The organism is Trinickia acidisoli, assembly GCF_017315725.1.
Classification (GTDB): domain Bacteria; phylum Pseudomonadota; class Gammaproteobacteria; order Burkholderiales; family Burkholderiaceae; genus Trinickia; species Trinickia acidisoli.
In genome coordinates this window covers 769,050-782,828 of sequence record NZ_JAFLRG010000001.1, presented here as the reverse complement: position 1 = coordinate 782,828, position 13,779 = coordinate 769,050, and the positions used below count along the sequence as shown (strand labels likewise).

Annotated in this window: 12 protein-coding genes; 6 read left to right on the top strand and 6 right to left on the bottom strand. The window is 64.4% G+C overall.

Going from position 1 to position 13,779, the window contains the following annotated elements; all coding sequences use genetic code 11:
• The first annotated feature begins 71 nt into the window (after positions 1-71).
• The 5 genes from glcE (at position 72) to proC (ending at position 5,381) form a co-directional block, all read left to right on the top strand.
• Positions 72-1,160 (top strand): glycolate oxidase subunit GlcE, encoded by a 1,089-nt coding sequence (gene glcE / locus J3485_RS03640; RefSeq protein ID WP_206955623.1) that lies wholly within the window; start codon positions 72-74, stop codon positions 1,158-1,160.
• A 75-nt stretch (positions 1,161-1,235) separates the two neighbouring features.
• Positions 1,236-2,495 carry a glycolate oxidase subunit GlcF gene (glcF, locus tag J3485_RS03635; RefSeq protein WP_206951208.1) on the top strand — a complete coding sequence of 420 codons (1,260 nt, stop codon included), beginning with the start codon at positions 1,236-1,238 and terminating at the stop codon, positions 2,493-2,495.
• Between the two features lie 259 nt (positions 2,496-2,754).
• On the top strand, positions 2,755-3,702 hold the full coding sequence (locus J3485_RS03630) for a hypothetical protein (protein WP_206951207.1): 948 nt from the start codon (positions 2,755-2,757) through the stop codon (positions 3,700-3,702).
• Between the two features lie 64 nt (positions 3,703-3,766).
• Positions 3,767-4,465, top strand: coding sequence for a YggS family pyridoxal phosphate-dependent enzyme (locus tag J3485_RS03625; RefSeq protein WP_206951206.1), 699 nt, complete (start codon positions 3,767-3,769; stop codon positions 4,463-4,465).
• Positions 4,466-4,568: 103 nt separating this feature from the next.
• Positions 4,569-5,381 (top strand): pyrroline-5-carboxylate reductase, encoded by an 813-nt coding sequence (gene proC / locus J3485_RS03620; RefSeq protein WP_206951205.1) that lies wholly within the window; start codon positions 4,569-4,571, stop codon positions 5,379-5,381.
• Positions 5,382-5,456: 75 nt separating this feature from the next.
• On the opposite strand, the gene ubiA is transcribed toward proC, so the two are convergent.
• The 6 genes from ubiA to recG form a co-directional block, all read right to left on the bottom strand.
• On the bottom strand, positions 5,457-6,320 hold the full coding sequence (gene ubiA, locus J3485_RS03615; RefSeq protein WP_206955622.1) for a 4-hydroxybenzoate octaprenyltransferase: 864 nt from the start codon (positions 6,318-6,320) through the stop codon (positions 5,457-5,459).
• Positions 6,321-6,501: 181 nt separating this feature from the next.
• Positions 6,502-6,990, bottom strand: coding sequence for a Dps family protein (locus J3485_RS03610; protein WP_206951204.1), 489 nt, complete (start codon positions 6,988-6,990; stop codon positions 6,502-6,504).
• Between the two features lie 284 nt (positions 6,991-7,274).
• Positions 7,275-8,729 carry a catalase gene (locus J3485_RS03605; protein ID WP_206951203.1) on the bottom strand — a complete coding sequence of 485 codons (1,455 nt, stop codon included), beginning with the start codon at positions 8,727-8,729 and terminating at the stop codon, positions 7,275-7,277.
• 41 nt (positions 8,730-8,770) lie between these two features.
• Entirely contained in the window at positions 8,771-8,902 is a 132-nt protein-coding gene (locus tag J3485_RS29225; protein WP_277991589.1) for a hypothetical protein, read from the bottom strand.
• A 188-nt stretch (positions 8,903-9,090) separates the two neighbouring features.
• A complete protein-coding gene (locus J3485_RS03600) occupies positions 9,091-10,050 on the bottom strand; it encodes a hydrogen peroxide-inducible genes activator (protein ID WP_206951202.1) in 960 nt (319 codons plus the stop codon).
• A gap of 196 nt (positions 10,051-10,246) precedes the next feature.
• Positions 10,247-12,520 (bottom strand): ATP-dependent DNA helicase RecG, encoded by a 2,274-nt coding sequence (gene recG, locus J3485_RS03595; protein WP_206951201.1) that lies wholly within the window; start codon positions 12,518-12,520, stop codon positions 10,247-10,249.
• Between the two features lie 131 nt (positions 12,521-12,651).
• On the opposite strand from recG, the gene queA reads away from it, so the two are divergent.
• Positions 12,652-13,701 (top strand): tRNA preQ1(34) S-adenosylmethionine ribosyltransferase-isomerase QueA, encoded by a 1,050-nt coding sequence (gene queA / locus J3485_RS03590; protein ID WP_206951200.1) that lies wholly within the window; start codon positions 12,652-12,654, stop codon positions 13,699-13,701.
• Positions 13,702-13,779 lie beyond the last annotated feature (78 nt).

Below are 13,779 nucleotides of genomic sequence, written 5' to 3'. Positions count from 1 at the left end.
CGAGTGCAATCGCGGCATGACTTGCAAAAAGCCGGCTCTACCGGATGAACGACACCACGAAGCGGGAAGCCATGCAGGAAGAGGACATCGTGGCCTACTGGTCCGAACGGATCCAGAAGGCCACGGCTGACGCGCGCCCGCTGCGTTTGCGCGGCGCCGGCACCAAAGATTGGTACGGCCAGCAGTTGCAAGGCGAAATACTCGATACGCGTGCGTATCAAGGCATCATCGCCTACGATCCCGCGGAACTCGTCATGACTGCCCGCTGCGGCACGCCGCTCGCGGAAATCGAAGCGGCGCTCGCCGAGCACAACCAAATGCTGGCCTTCGAGCCGCCCCACTTCGGCCGCGCATCGACACTGGGCGGCTGCATCGCGGCCGGTATTTCCGGGCCGCGCCGCGCGCAGGCGGGTGCGGCGCGCGATTTCGTCTTGGGCGTCGCGATGATGAACGGTACCGGCGAGGTGCTGCGTTTCGGCGGCCAAGTCGTCAAGAACGTTGCGGGCTACGACGTCGCGCGGCTCATGGCCGGCTCGCTCGGCACGCTTGGGCTCATGCTCGAGTTGTCGATCAAGGTCATGCCGCGCCCCGCGGTCGAAGCCACGTTGAAGTTCGACATGAACGGCACCGATGCCGTGCGCAAGCTCAACGAATGGGGCGGCCGCCCGCTGCCGATCACGGCCAGCGCGTGGCGCAACGGGACGCTCGCCGTGCGTTTGTCGGGCGCCGAAACCGCCGTGAAGACGGCGCGCAATACGATCGGCGGGGAGGTCGTCGACGCTGTGGAAGCCGAGCGATTTTGGGACGGGTTGCGTGAGCAGACCGATCCGTTCTTCGCCTCGATCCCGCCCGATGCGGCGCTATGGCGCCTAGCGCTGCCCTCGATCACGGAGCCGCTGCAACTGCCGGGCGCACAGTTGATGGAATGGGGCGGCGCGCAGCGCTGGTGGATCACCGATACCGATGCGCAAACGGTGCGCATCAGCGCCAAGCAGGCGGGCGGTCATGCGACGATCTTCCGGGCGGGCCGCGCCTTCGATCGCACCGTCGGTGTCTTCACGCCGCTGCCGATGCCGCTGATGAAAATACATCGCGGGTTGAAGACGGCCTTCGACCCGGCGCGCATCTTCAATCGCGCGCGCATGTATCCCGACTTCTGACGACGGCCTTCATGCTGCGAAGGCGCTCAGTGCAGACACGAACCACGCGACCGGGCTAAAGATAAGAGCGACGCGATGCAGACCCATCTGGCAGACTTCATCCGCAATACGGCCGACGGCGAAGAAGCCGATGCGATCTTGCGCAAATGCGTGCATTGCGGCTTTTGCACGGCCACCTGCCCGACCTATCAACTGCTCGGTGACGAGCTCGACGGCCCGCGCGGACGTATCTACTTGATCAAGCAAATGCTCGAGGGCGGGAGCGTCACGCGCAGCACGCAACTGCATTTGGATCGCTGCCTCACTTGCCGCAGTTGCGAAACGACGTGTCCGTCTGGCGTGCAGTACGGGCGGCTCGCCGAGATCGGGCGCCAGCATGTCGAAGCGACGGTGCCTCGGCCGCTACGCCAGCAGCTTGTACGCCGATTGCTCGCAAGCGTGCTGCCCAACAGCGCCGTATTCGCGCCGGCGATGCGGCTCGGGCAGCTCGTGCGTCCGTTCCTGCCGCGCCGGTTGCGCGACAAGATTCCGCCGCGCCAGCGCTTGCTCGAATGGCCGACGCATATGGCGTCCGCCGAAACCGCGGCCGGCCCGTCCGGCGAGGGGCGCCGCATGCTGCTCCTCGCCGGCTGCGTGCAACCGGCCATGCTGCCGAACATCAACATCGCAACGGCGCGCGTCCTGCATGCGCTCGATATCGAAACGTTGATCGAGCCCGAGGCCGGCTGCTGCGGCGCGATCCGTTTGCACCTTGGCTACCGCGACGAAGCGCTCGACGACATCCGGCGCAACATCGACGCCTGGTGGCCGCACGTCGAAGCCGGCATCGAAGCGATCGTGATCAATGCATCGGGCTGCGGCGCGACGGTGAAGGAGTACGGCCATCTTCTGCGCAACGATCCGGCTTATGCCGACAAGGCGCAGCGGATTACCGAGCTTTCGCGCGACGTCGTCGAGGTGCTGGGCGGCTTCGAAACGGAACTCGCGGCGCTCGCACGCCGGCGCGGCGTGCATACGGTGGCGTTCCATCCGCCGTGCACGTTGCAGCACGGGCAGCAGATTCGCGGCGAAGTCGAGCGCTTGCTCGGCTCGCTCGGCATCGAAGTACGCCTGCCCGTCGATGCCCATTTGTGCTGCGGCTCGGCCGGCACGTACTCGGTCACGCAGCCGTCGATGTCCTATACGCTGCGCGATCGCAAAGTGCAAAACCTCGAAGCGCTCGAGCCGCAGATGATCGTCTCGGCCAACGTCGGGTGTATCGCCCATCTGCAAAGCGGGACGTCGATGCCGGTCGCGCATTGGGTCGAACTGCTAGAGCATTTGATTTACGGGTAACGCTTTGGACATGCTCCTGTGCCCGCCCCAAACGGCCTTGCCCATTATTTGAATACGGCACAGGCTTCGCGCGAGCCGAGTGACGACACGCCCCCAATCGTCTGCGACGATTTATACGGTACGCCCTATAAATGCAGGCAGGTCCGCGTATCCTGTTGGCGCTCGGGGGCAGCCCGAGTCGCACTAGCCCTTAGCTACTCTTGCCTCATATCCACCTGAAATCAAAGCATTACCCGATCTGGACGAGCTTTTCTGGGACATGATCGATTCGGTGCGGCTGCAGACAGAAAGCGCCATATTGGAGAAAGCCAAGAAAGTCATCGTGGAAAAATTCGGTTGGCGAACCCTATTAGGAACAGCCGATCACACCGCCAGTCTAATTCGTCTCAATGAGCCGTCCAAGCTTCTAGGGATCATCCCTTTCGGATGGTCGAGCGTTGACACATCACCCACCGGGTATGTTTTGGATTTTAAAAATCACGACGCAAACATAACCCAATCCCTGATGATTACTCCAAGCCACTGTGATTTGGTTATTTCTATATCATCGAATCAATCCGAGCAAATCGATTGGATTCGCAAGCACGCAAACCTATTCTTCAACCCGGAAATAAAACTCGGCAAAGAAGAATATGGAACAAAGTATACTGTATCGCTACAGGAAGATAGCAGACATTTGTTCACATCGAAAGCTATCGATGCAATCGCCAAGCAATCCGCAAATCGCATCGTAAACGCCTTCAAGGACGAGGCGTTTGCCGAAACTCGAAGAGAGAAAATAATCAACTTCCAGCAATGGCACTTCCCTTTCTACAGCGCTTGGCTTGCATATAAGAGGCGTGAGTACCCGGAGGCAGCGGTTCGCGCAACGCTCGATACGATTGCCCTCGCCGGTGGTCCGTTTGGCAAAGGTCTGTCAAAAATTGGGATCGTGACTAAAAGCGGAACCCTTCGGAAAGTAGGCAATGGTCTGCAAAAGCTTGGAAAGCTAGATGTGCCCGGCGCGGTCGATGGCGTCAAGGAGGGCATCGCAGCGGGTGTCGCGAAAAAGGTAGGAGGCCCGGCAGCGGAATGGTTTGCCGAAAAAGCAGTCCAGGAGATCAATCAAGGCCCGAATACCAATACGTTGAACAACCTCGTGGATCACGCCTACAGCGGCAGAAGCAGAGAAAAAGCGCACATGGAGGGCGTAGCGCGGAACACGTAGAGAGCGCGTTGCGCGAGCCCGTATAATCTGCAACGGACTCCGGGCCTACGCTCACGCAAAACAAATGTCCCATATCACCGACAATCTGCGGGCGGTCCACGCCCGCATCGAACGCGCGGCGGGCGCCGCACAACGCTCGCCCGATTCGATCCGCCTGCTGGCCGTCTCGAAGACCTTCCCCGCCGAAGACGTCCGTGCTGCTTTCACCGCCGGCCAGCGCGCCTTCGGCGAGAACTACGTGCAGGAATCGCTCGCGAAAATCGAAGCGCTCGCCGACTTGCGCGCGCAGATCGAATGGCATTTCATCGGGCCGCTGCAATCGAACAAGACACGGCCCGTCGCCGAGCATTTCGACTGGGTCCATTCCGTCGATCGGCTCAAGATCGCGCAGCGCTTGTCCGAGCAACGGCCCGATGCGCTGCCGCCGCTGAATGTCTGCCTGCAAGTGAACGTGAGCGGCGAGGCCTCGAAAAGCGGCGTCGCGCCGGAAGACGCGTCAATGCTCGCGCGCGAGATCGCCGCGCTACCGAAGCTGCGGCTGCGCGGCCTCATGTCGATTCCCGAGCCCGCCGCCGATCCAGCGGCGCAGCGCGAGCCGCATCGCACGGTGCGGCAACTCTATGAAACGCTGCATGCGCAAGGGCTCACGCTCGACACGCTATCGATGGGCATGTCGGGCGATCTCGAAGCGGCCATCCTCGAAGGCGCGACGATCGTGCGTATCGGCACCGCCATCTTCGGCAAGCGCGACTACACGCGGTAAGCGACGACGCGAAGGTTGCACCCACCGGGTTGCACCCAACTGAATCGCATCGAGCAGCGGTCTATAATCGGCCGCTGCATCCATCCACTCCCCTCCCCTCATCATGAAAATCGCATTCATCGGCGGCGGCAACATGGCCGCGGCATTGATCGGCGGCCTGATCAAACGCGGCGTCGTGCCCGCGGACCTCTACGCGATCGACGTCAACGAAGACGCTCGCGCGCGCACGCATGCGCAGTTTGGCGTCGCGACAGCGGCGGTGGCCGACGAGACGCTGCGCGGCTACGACGCCATCGTGCTCGCGGTGAAACCGCAGGTACTGAAAACCGTATCGGCCTCGCTCGCGCCGCATCTGTCGGCGCAGCTCATCGTCAGCATCGCGGCTGGCATCCGCGGCACGGATCTGTCGCGCTGGCTCGGCGGCTACACGCGCGTCGTGCGCGCGATGCCCAATACGCCCGCGCTGATCGGCCAAGGCGTGACGGGGCTCGCGGCGCTGGCGGGCGTCGACGAGGCGGGCCGCTCGTTGGCGTCGCAGGTGCTCGGCGCCGTCGGCGAAACGGTGTGGTTCGACGACGAAGCGAAGATCGACGCCGTCACGGCGATTTCGGGTAGTGGGCCGGCTTACGTGTTTTATTTCATCGAAGCGATGCAAGAAGCGGCGCGCCGTCTCGGCCTGAGCGACGAAGAAGGCCGCGCGCTCGCGCTCGGCACGTTTGCGGGTGCGGCGCAATTGGCCGTGCAATCGAACGAAAGCGCCGCCGTTTTGCGCGAACGCGTGACATCCAAGGGCGGGACGACGGCCGCGGCGCTCGCCGCGTTCGACGCGCAAGGGATCAAAGAAGCGATCGCGAAAGGCGTGCTCGCCGCCGATGCGCGTGCGAAGGAAATGGGCGACGAGCTCGGGCGTCAATAAGGTCGCAGCCGCACGAGCCGAGTGAAAGCGGCGCACGGTGCAATGCCCAAGCGCCTCATAGCACCTCGCGGCACCTCATAGCCCCGACACGGCGTAATGCGCGGCGATGCCGACGAAAAGCACGCCGCCGAGCCAGTTGTTATGACGAAACGCGACGAAGCAAGGCGTCCGCTCGCGGCCGCGAATCAGTGTGTAGTGGTAGAGCGCGCAGCCGAGCGCGCCAGCCCACCCGGCCCAATAGAGCCAATCGAAGCGCAGCGCAGCGCCGAGTGCCGCATAAATGCCGAGCGTGGCCGCGTAGCAAAGCATGATGGCCGCCACGTCGAAGCGGCCGAACGTGAGCGCCGACGTACGGATGCCGATTTTGACGTCGTCGTCGCGATCGACCATCGCATACTCGGTGTCGTACGCCACCGACCAAAACACGTTCGCGACGAGCATCACCCACGCGATCATCGGCACATGATTCTGCACGGCGGCGAACGCCATCGGAATGCCGAAGCCGAATGCGATGCCGAGATAGGCCTGCGGGATCGCAAAGAACCGCTTCGTGAACGGATAGGTGCCGGCCACGAACAGCGCCGCCACCGATAACGACTTGGTCAAGCCATTGAGCGGCAAGATCAGCAGAAACGACACGATCGACAGCCCCGCCGCGATCGCCAGAGCCTCCCACGCGCGAATCTTGCCCGAGGTCAGCGGCCGCGATTCGGTGCGTTTCACGTAGCGATCGAAGTCGCGGTCGGCATAGTCGTTGATCGCGCAGCCCGCTGAACGCATGAGCACCGTGCCGACGACGAAGATAACGAGCAGAAACGGCGACGGCCGGCCGTTCGAGGCGATCCACAACGCGTTGAGCGTGGGCCACAGCAGCAGCAGGCTGCCGATCGGCTTGTCCATGCGGATCAAGCGCAGATAAAGCGGAAGACGGGCGAACAGGGACGCGTACATGGGCAAAAACGGCCGAAAACAAAAGACGATCGCCGTATTGTAGAGCCGGAGCGCCGAAACGCCGAGGGCCTCCCGATCGCGAGATCGAGGAGGCCCTCGGCATGATGCATCGCGGCGGCCGTGCTGCTTGACGATCGCTCGCTAACTGCTCGGCAATCAATCAACCGCTTCAGGCGAGCATCGAGCGCAGCATCCAGGCGGTCTTTTCGTGCGTTTGCAGGCGCTGCGTGAGCAGATCGGCCGTCGGCTGATCGTTGGCCGTATCGGCAGCGGCGAAGACTTCTCGCGCCGTGCGCGCGACCGCTTCCTGGCCTTGCACGAGCTGGCGAATCATCTCCTCCGCTACCGGCACGCCGTCGGCTTCGGGAATCGACGACAGCTTCGCAAAGTCTTTATAGCTGCCGGGCGCATGCACGCCCAGCGCGCGAATGCGCTCGGCGATCGCGTCGACGGCCAGCGCAAGTTCGTTGTACTGACCTTCGAACATCAGGTGCAGCGTATTGAACATCGGACCCGTCACGTTCCAATGGAAGTTATGGGTCTTCAAGTAAAGCGTGTAGGTATCGGCAAGCAGCCGCGACAGACCTTCCGCGATCTTTTTGCGGTCCTTGTCGCTGATGCCGATGTCGATTTGCACTGCGGTATTTTTCTTTGCCATGGCGATTCCTTCCAAGGATGAAGCGAAACGGCGAAACGGCCGAACCGGCCGGCCGCGATCGCGCGGACGAACCGGCGAGCGCAGCCAACGCAATTCAGTAGGGCACGGACGATCGCAAGTGTAGCCCAGGCATGCGAGACGGCGCCACCTTGCACGGCACCGCGGCGGCATTGCGCAACGCTCGATCGCCTTGTCCCATGCCCCCAATCCCACTTCGCGCCAACGCCCTCGGCCATGCATCGGCCGAGGGCGTCGCGTCGCGTTGAGCCGAGTCGCCGCCGCGCTTACTTGGCGTGCGTGGCCCTGCGTCGCTCGATCGCAGCCGTCACTCCGTCGCCGTAGGCGGCATCGGCACGGCCAAAGTGCTCGAGCGCACGCGCGACGATATCCTCGGGCACCCCTTCGATATGACGCGCGATATTGTCGAACAAGCGCTGACGCTCACCTTCCTCGAGCAGGCGGAACAGCGCGCCCGGCTGGCTGTAGTAGTCGCCATCCTCGCGGTGGTCGTAGCGGTCGATCGCGCCCGCCGCGAGCGGCGGCTCGGCGGCATTGCGGTCCTGCGCAAAACCACCGAACCGGTTCGGCTCGTAGTTCGGCGCGCCGCCGAGATTGCCGTCCGTGCGCATCGCGCCATCGCGGTGGAACGCGTGATGGACCGGACACTTCGGCGCATTCACGGGAATCTGATGATGATTGACGCCAAGCCGGTAACGTTGCGCGTCGCCGTACGAGAAAAGCCGCCCTTGCAACAGGCGATCGGGCGAGAAGCCGATGCCGGGCACGACGTTGGCCGGCGTGAAAGCCGACTGTTCGACATCGGAGAAGTAATTGTCCGCGTTGCGGTTCAACTCGATCACGCCGACGTCGATGAGCGGATAATCCTTGTGCGGCCACACCTTCGTGATGTCGAACGGGTTGTACGGTACCTTCGCCGCATCGGCTTCGGGCATGACTTGAATGCGGAAGTGCCACTTCGGAAACTCGCCGCGATCGATGGTCTCGATCAAGTCGCGCTGCGCGCTTTCGCGATCGCCGGCAATCACTTGCGCCGCCTCTTCGTTGGTGTAGTTCTCCACGCCCTGCGCCGACTTGAAGTGGAACTTCACCCAGAAGCGCTCGCCGCCTTCATTGACGAGCGAGAACGTGTGCGAGCCGAAACCGTGCTGCTGGCGGTAATTGCGCGGAATCCCGCGGTCGCTCATCAGAATCGTGACTTGATGCAGCGACTCGGGATGACGCGACCAGAAATCCCACGCCGCGACGTTGCTGCGCAGGTTCGTGTACGGATCGCGCTTTTGCGAGTGGATGAAGTCGGGGAACTTCAGCGGATCGCGAATGAAGAATACGGGCGTGTTGTTGCCGACGACGTCCCAGTTGCCCTCCTCCGTATAGAACTTGATCGAGAAGCCGCGCACGTCGCGTTCGGCGTCGGCGGCGCCACGCTCGCCCGCCACCGTGGAAAAACGGATGAACAACGGCGTCTCCTTGCCGATCGCGCTGAAGATCTTCGCCTTCGTGTACTTCGTGATGTCGTGCGTGACGACGAACCGCCCGAACGCGCCCGACCCTTTCGCGTGTACGCGGCGCTCGGGGATGACCTCGCGGTCGAAATGCGCGAGCTTTTCGAGCAGCCAAACGTCTTGCAGCGCAATCGGGCCGCGCACGCCGGCGGTCAGCGAGTTTTGGTTGTCGGCGACGGGTGCGCCCGCGGCGGTCGTGAGTTTGCGGTCGGACATCGTGAACTCCTCAATGAAAAAACGAAGCGAAGTGGAATCGCTCACGCGGCGAGCGCGCGAGCGGCAAGCAAGGAGAAGGCCGCGGCACGCGAGCCGCGCAGGGACACGGCCAGCCGTGCGCCCGTTCTGAAACGGGCTGGCGAAGCAACGACTCGGGCGATGAGTTGGGACATGACTTCCTCCACGGTGGGCTTGAGCGCTCGATCGGCGCGATCCATGGAGTGAAGAATAAAGAAAGCTATCGATTTACGATATTCGATTATTGTTATCTATTCGATAGTACCGCTACAGCGACAACGGGACACCTCGATAGCGGCGCGGCCGAACGCGGCATGCGCCGCGCCGGCCGGCAGCCGGACCGTCAATTGACGGCAACCGGCATGTCGAGCTTGCTGACGCCGGGCAGCTCGCAAGACGAGATGGCCTCGCTGATGGCCTCGATGGCCGGCATGCGCGTGAAGCTCTTGCGCCAAGCGAGCACGACGCGCCGGTCGGGCACGGGCTCCTCGAACGGCACGTAGCTGAGCAAGCCCGCGTCGGGTCCGCCCGCATGCGCCCTGACCTCGTGCACCGACATGCGCGGCAGCACGGTGATGCCGACGCCGCTCGCCACCATGTGGCGGATCGTCTCGAGCGAGGAGCCTTCGAATGTCTTCTGAATGCCGTCCGCTGTTTGCGAAAACCGCATCAATTCGGGACAGACGCCGAGCACGTGGTCGCGGAAGCAATGTCCGTTGCCGAGCAGCAGCATCGTTTCCTGCTTCAGGTCGTTTGCGTCGATCTTCTTGCGCGACTCCCAAGCATGCCCCGCCGGCAGCGCCACGACGAACGGCTCGTCGTAGAGCGGACGCACCATCAGGCCCGTTTCCGGGAACGGCAGCGCCATGATCGCGACGTCGATCTCGCCTTGCTTGAGCAGCTCGATGAGCTTGAGCGTGTAATTCTCCTGCAGCATCAGCGGCATCTGCGGCACGGCCCGGATCATCTGCTTGACGAGCGTCGGCAGCAGATAGGGGCCGATCGTATAGATGACGCCGAGACGCAGCGGCCCGACGAGTGGATCCTTGCCCTGCTTTGCGATTTCCTTGATCGCGAGCGTCTGCTCGAGCACACGCTGCGCTTGCGTGACGATCTGCTCGCCGATCGGCGTCACGCTGACTTCGCTCGTGCCGCGCTCGAAAATCTGGACGTTGAGTTCGTCCTCGAGCTTCTTGATCGCGACCGACAGCGTCGGCTGGCTGACGAAGCACGCCTCGGCGGCACGGCCGAAATGCCGCTCGCGCGCAACCGCCACGATGTATTTCAGTTCAGTGAGCGTCATTGGGGGACCAATCAGGACGTTGAAATCGATAGGTTTATCTTATACACCCGAGGCAGCGATTCGCCAACAGGGCGGCAACGCAGGGCTGCGTGTCCTCGGTCACGCGGCAACGACGGAGGGGCCGGCACGCATCGACAGCGAATGGCCATGCCGGGCGCCCTTCGTTCGCGCTCAGCCGCTCAGCCGCTCAAGGCGCTCAGGCCTTCAGGAATTGCTCGCGGCCGCCGAGCCAGCGCGCCAAATGCTGGAGGACGACGTCGGGATGCTCGGCGATGAGCCGCGCCGCGGCCTCTCGGGCCGGCTCGATGAGCCAGGCGTCGTTTTCGAGACTGGCAAAGCGCAGCATCGCCGCGCCCGACTGGCGCGCGCCCAGAAATTCGCCGGGGCCGCGAATCTCCAAGTCGCGCCGTGCGATTTCGAAACCGTCGGTCGTCTCGCGCATCGTCTTCAAGCGCTCGCGCGCCGTCAGCGACAGCGGGTTGCTGTAGAGCAGCACGCAGATGGAGGCCGCGCTGCCGCGCCCCACGCGCCCGCGCAATTGGTGCAGTTGAGCGAGGCCGAAGCGCTCCGCATGCTCGATGACCATCAACGACGCGTTGGGCACGTCCACGCCGACCTCGATCACCGTCGTCGCCACGAGCAACTGCGCCTCGTTGCGCGAAAACGCGTCCATGACGGCCGCCTTCTCGGCCGGCGGCAGCCGCCCATGCACGAGGCCGACGCGCAGTTCGGGCAACGCTTGCGCAAGCGTTTCGTAGGTCTCGATCGCCGTCTGCAACTGCAGCGTTTCGCTTTCCTCGATCAGCGGGCACACCCAATACACCTGCCGCCCCGTCAAGGCCGCCTCGCGCACGCGCGCGATCACTTCGTCGCGGCGCGCATCGGAAATGAGCTTCGTCACGATCGGCGTGCGCCCCGGCGGCAGCTCGTCGATCGTCGACACGTCGAGGTCGGCGTAATACGTCATTGCGAGCGTGCGCGGAATCGGCGTGGCCGACATCATCAACTGGTGCGGCTGAAAACCCGCCGCGCCGCCGCCCGCGCGATCGGCTTTGGCGCGCAGCGCGAGCCGCTGGGCGACGCCGAATCGATGCTGCTCGTCGACGATGACGAGGCCGAGCCGCGCGAATTCCACGGTGTCCTGAATGATCGCGTGCGTGCCGATCACGAGCTGAGCCGCCCCCGAGGCCGCCGCTTCGACGGCCGCGCGCTTCTCTTTCGCCTTCAGGCTGCCGGCGAGCCAGGCGACGGTGACGCCGAGCGGCTCGAGCCAGCCGCGCAGCTTGCGGGCATGCTGCTCGGCAAGGATTTCCGTCGGCGCCATCATGGCCGCCTGGTAGCCGCAATCGATCGCTTGGGCGGCCGCCAGCGCCGCGACGACGGTCTTGCCGCTGCCGACGTCGCCCTGCAACAGCCGTTGCATCGGATGGGGCGCGTTCAGATCGGCCGATATCTCGGCAACGACGCGCGCCTGCGCGCGCGTGAGTTCGAACGGCAGCGCGGCCGAAAGCCTCGCGACGAGCGTCTCGCCGCCCGTACCGCGCGGCATCGACGGGGCCGAGCGGGCGCGCCGCTCCTCGTGCGCGCGCTTGAGCGACAGTTGCTGCGCGAGCAATTCGTCGAACTTGATCCGGGTCCAGGCCGGATGGGTGCCGTCGATCAGCGCCGTTTCGTCGGCGCCCGCGCTCGGGTGATGAAGCACGCGCACCGCCTGCGCGAGCGGCGGCAACGCCAGCGGCCGGCAGTATTGCTCGGCGATGCGCTCGGGCAAGATTTCGGGCAGCGGCGTGCGGGCGAGCGCATTGTCGATGGCCTTGCGCAGATACGCCTGCGAGACGCCGGCCGTACTCGGATAAACGGGCGTCAGTGCCTGGGGCAGCGGCGTGTCCTCGTCGACGGGGCGCACCGTCGGGTGGACCATTTCGAGCCCGAAAAAACCACCGCGCACGTCGCCGCGCACACGTAGGCGAACGCCAAGCGCCATCTGCTTGACCTGCGAGCCGTAAAAATTGAGGAACCGCAGAGAGAGTTCGCTGCCGTCGGCGTCGCGCAGCTTGACGACGAGCTGCCGGCGGGGCCGATAGGCGATTTCGTTGTCGACGACGATGCCTTCGGCCTGCGCCGTCTCGCCAGGCAAAAGCTCGCCGATCGGCGTAAGCGTCGTTTCGTCTTCATAACGCATCGGCAGATGCAGGACGAGATCGATGTCGCGCGTGAGGCCGAGCTTGGCGAGCTTGTCGACCGTCTTCGCGAGCTTCGCCGGGGAGTTGCCGGCCACGGTCTTCGTCCGTTTCTTCGCAGCGCCGGCAACCGCACCGATGACGGGCTCGGCCGGTGCGTCTTCCTTCGCGAGCGCATCGCCGGCGCCGCGCGAACCCTCATCGGGCGCGGCTTGGCGCCGCTTCCTGGCGCGCGCGGGCGGTGCCGTGTCGTCGGCGGAATCGGGCAGGCTACGGTCGGACAACGGCATTACGCTCCTGGCAAGTACAATAACGGCTTTCTTCTCGACGAACGGCACGCGGGGCCGCCTCGGCATCGCGCTTCGCGATCATAGCGGCTCGTGAGCCGTTTCGCCGCATCCTCACCGCCGATCAACGCAGCATGTTCACGCTTTCCGATTTCGATTTCAATCTGCCGCCCGAGCTGATCGCGCAAACCGCGCTGCCTGAACGCAGCGCGAGCCGCCTGCTCGAAGTCGACACGACGACCGCGCCCGCGCGCCTCGTCGACCGGCGCTTCGCCGATCTGCCCGAGTGCTTGGCCCCGGGCGATTTGCTCGTCTTCAACGATACCAAAGTGCTGAAGGCCCGCTTCTTCGGCCAAAAGGCCAGCGGCGGCAGGATCGAGGTGCTCGTCGAGCGGCTGACGGGCGAGCGAACCGCGCTCGCGCAGATCCGCGCGAGCAAGAGCCCGGCGCCCGGCACGGCGCTCAAGCTGGCCGACGCATTCGAGGTGACGGTCGGCGAGCGCGTCGAGCCGTTCTACACGCTGCACTTTCCCGACGACTGCCTCACGCTGATCGAGCGCTATGGCCGGCTGCCGCTGCCGCCCTATATCGAGCACGACCCCGATGCGGCCGACGAAACGCGCTACCAGACCGTCTTCGCGCAACACCCGGGCGCCGTGGCCGCGCCGACGGCCGGCTTGCATTTCGACGAAGCGCTGCTTGCGCAGCTCGAGGCGCGCGGCATCGAGCGCGCCACGCTGACGCTACACGTCGGCGCGGGCACGTTCCAGCCCGTGCGCGTCGAGAACATCGCCGACCACAAGATGCACAGCGAGTGGTATCGACTACCGCCCACGCTCGTCGACAAGATCGCCGCCACGCGCGCGCGCAAAGGGCGCGTGATCGCGGTCGGCACGACGTCGATGCGGGCGCTGGAGGCCGCCGCGCGCGACGCGCAGGCCGCGGGCCGGCCGCTTGGCGCGACGTCGGCGGAAACCGACATCTTCATCACGCCCGGCTACCGCTTTCGCATCGTCGATCGGCTCGTGACGAACTTTCATCTGCCGAAGTCGACGCTGCTCATGCTCGTTAGCGCGTTCGCCGGCATGGAGCCGATCCGCGAGGCGTACCGGCACGCGATCGACGAGCGCTATCGGTTCTTCAGCTATGGCGACGCCATGCTGCTGACGAGGGTCGATAACTAAGACGCGCGCGGGCGAACCGCCCTTTCTTTCACGCGCTGCGCGGTCATATCCGGGCAGCGGTTTTCCCTTGCGCCGGAC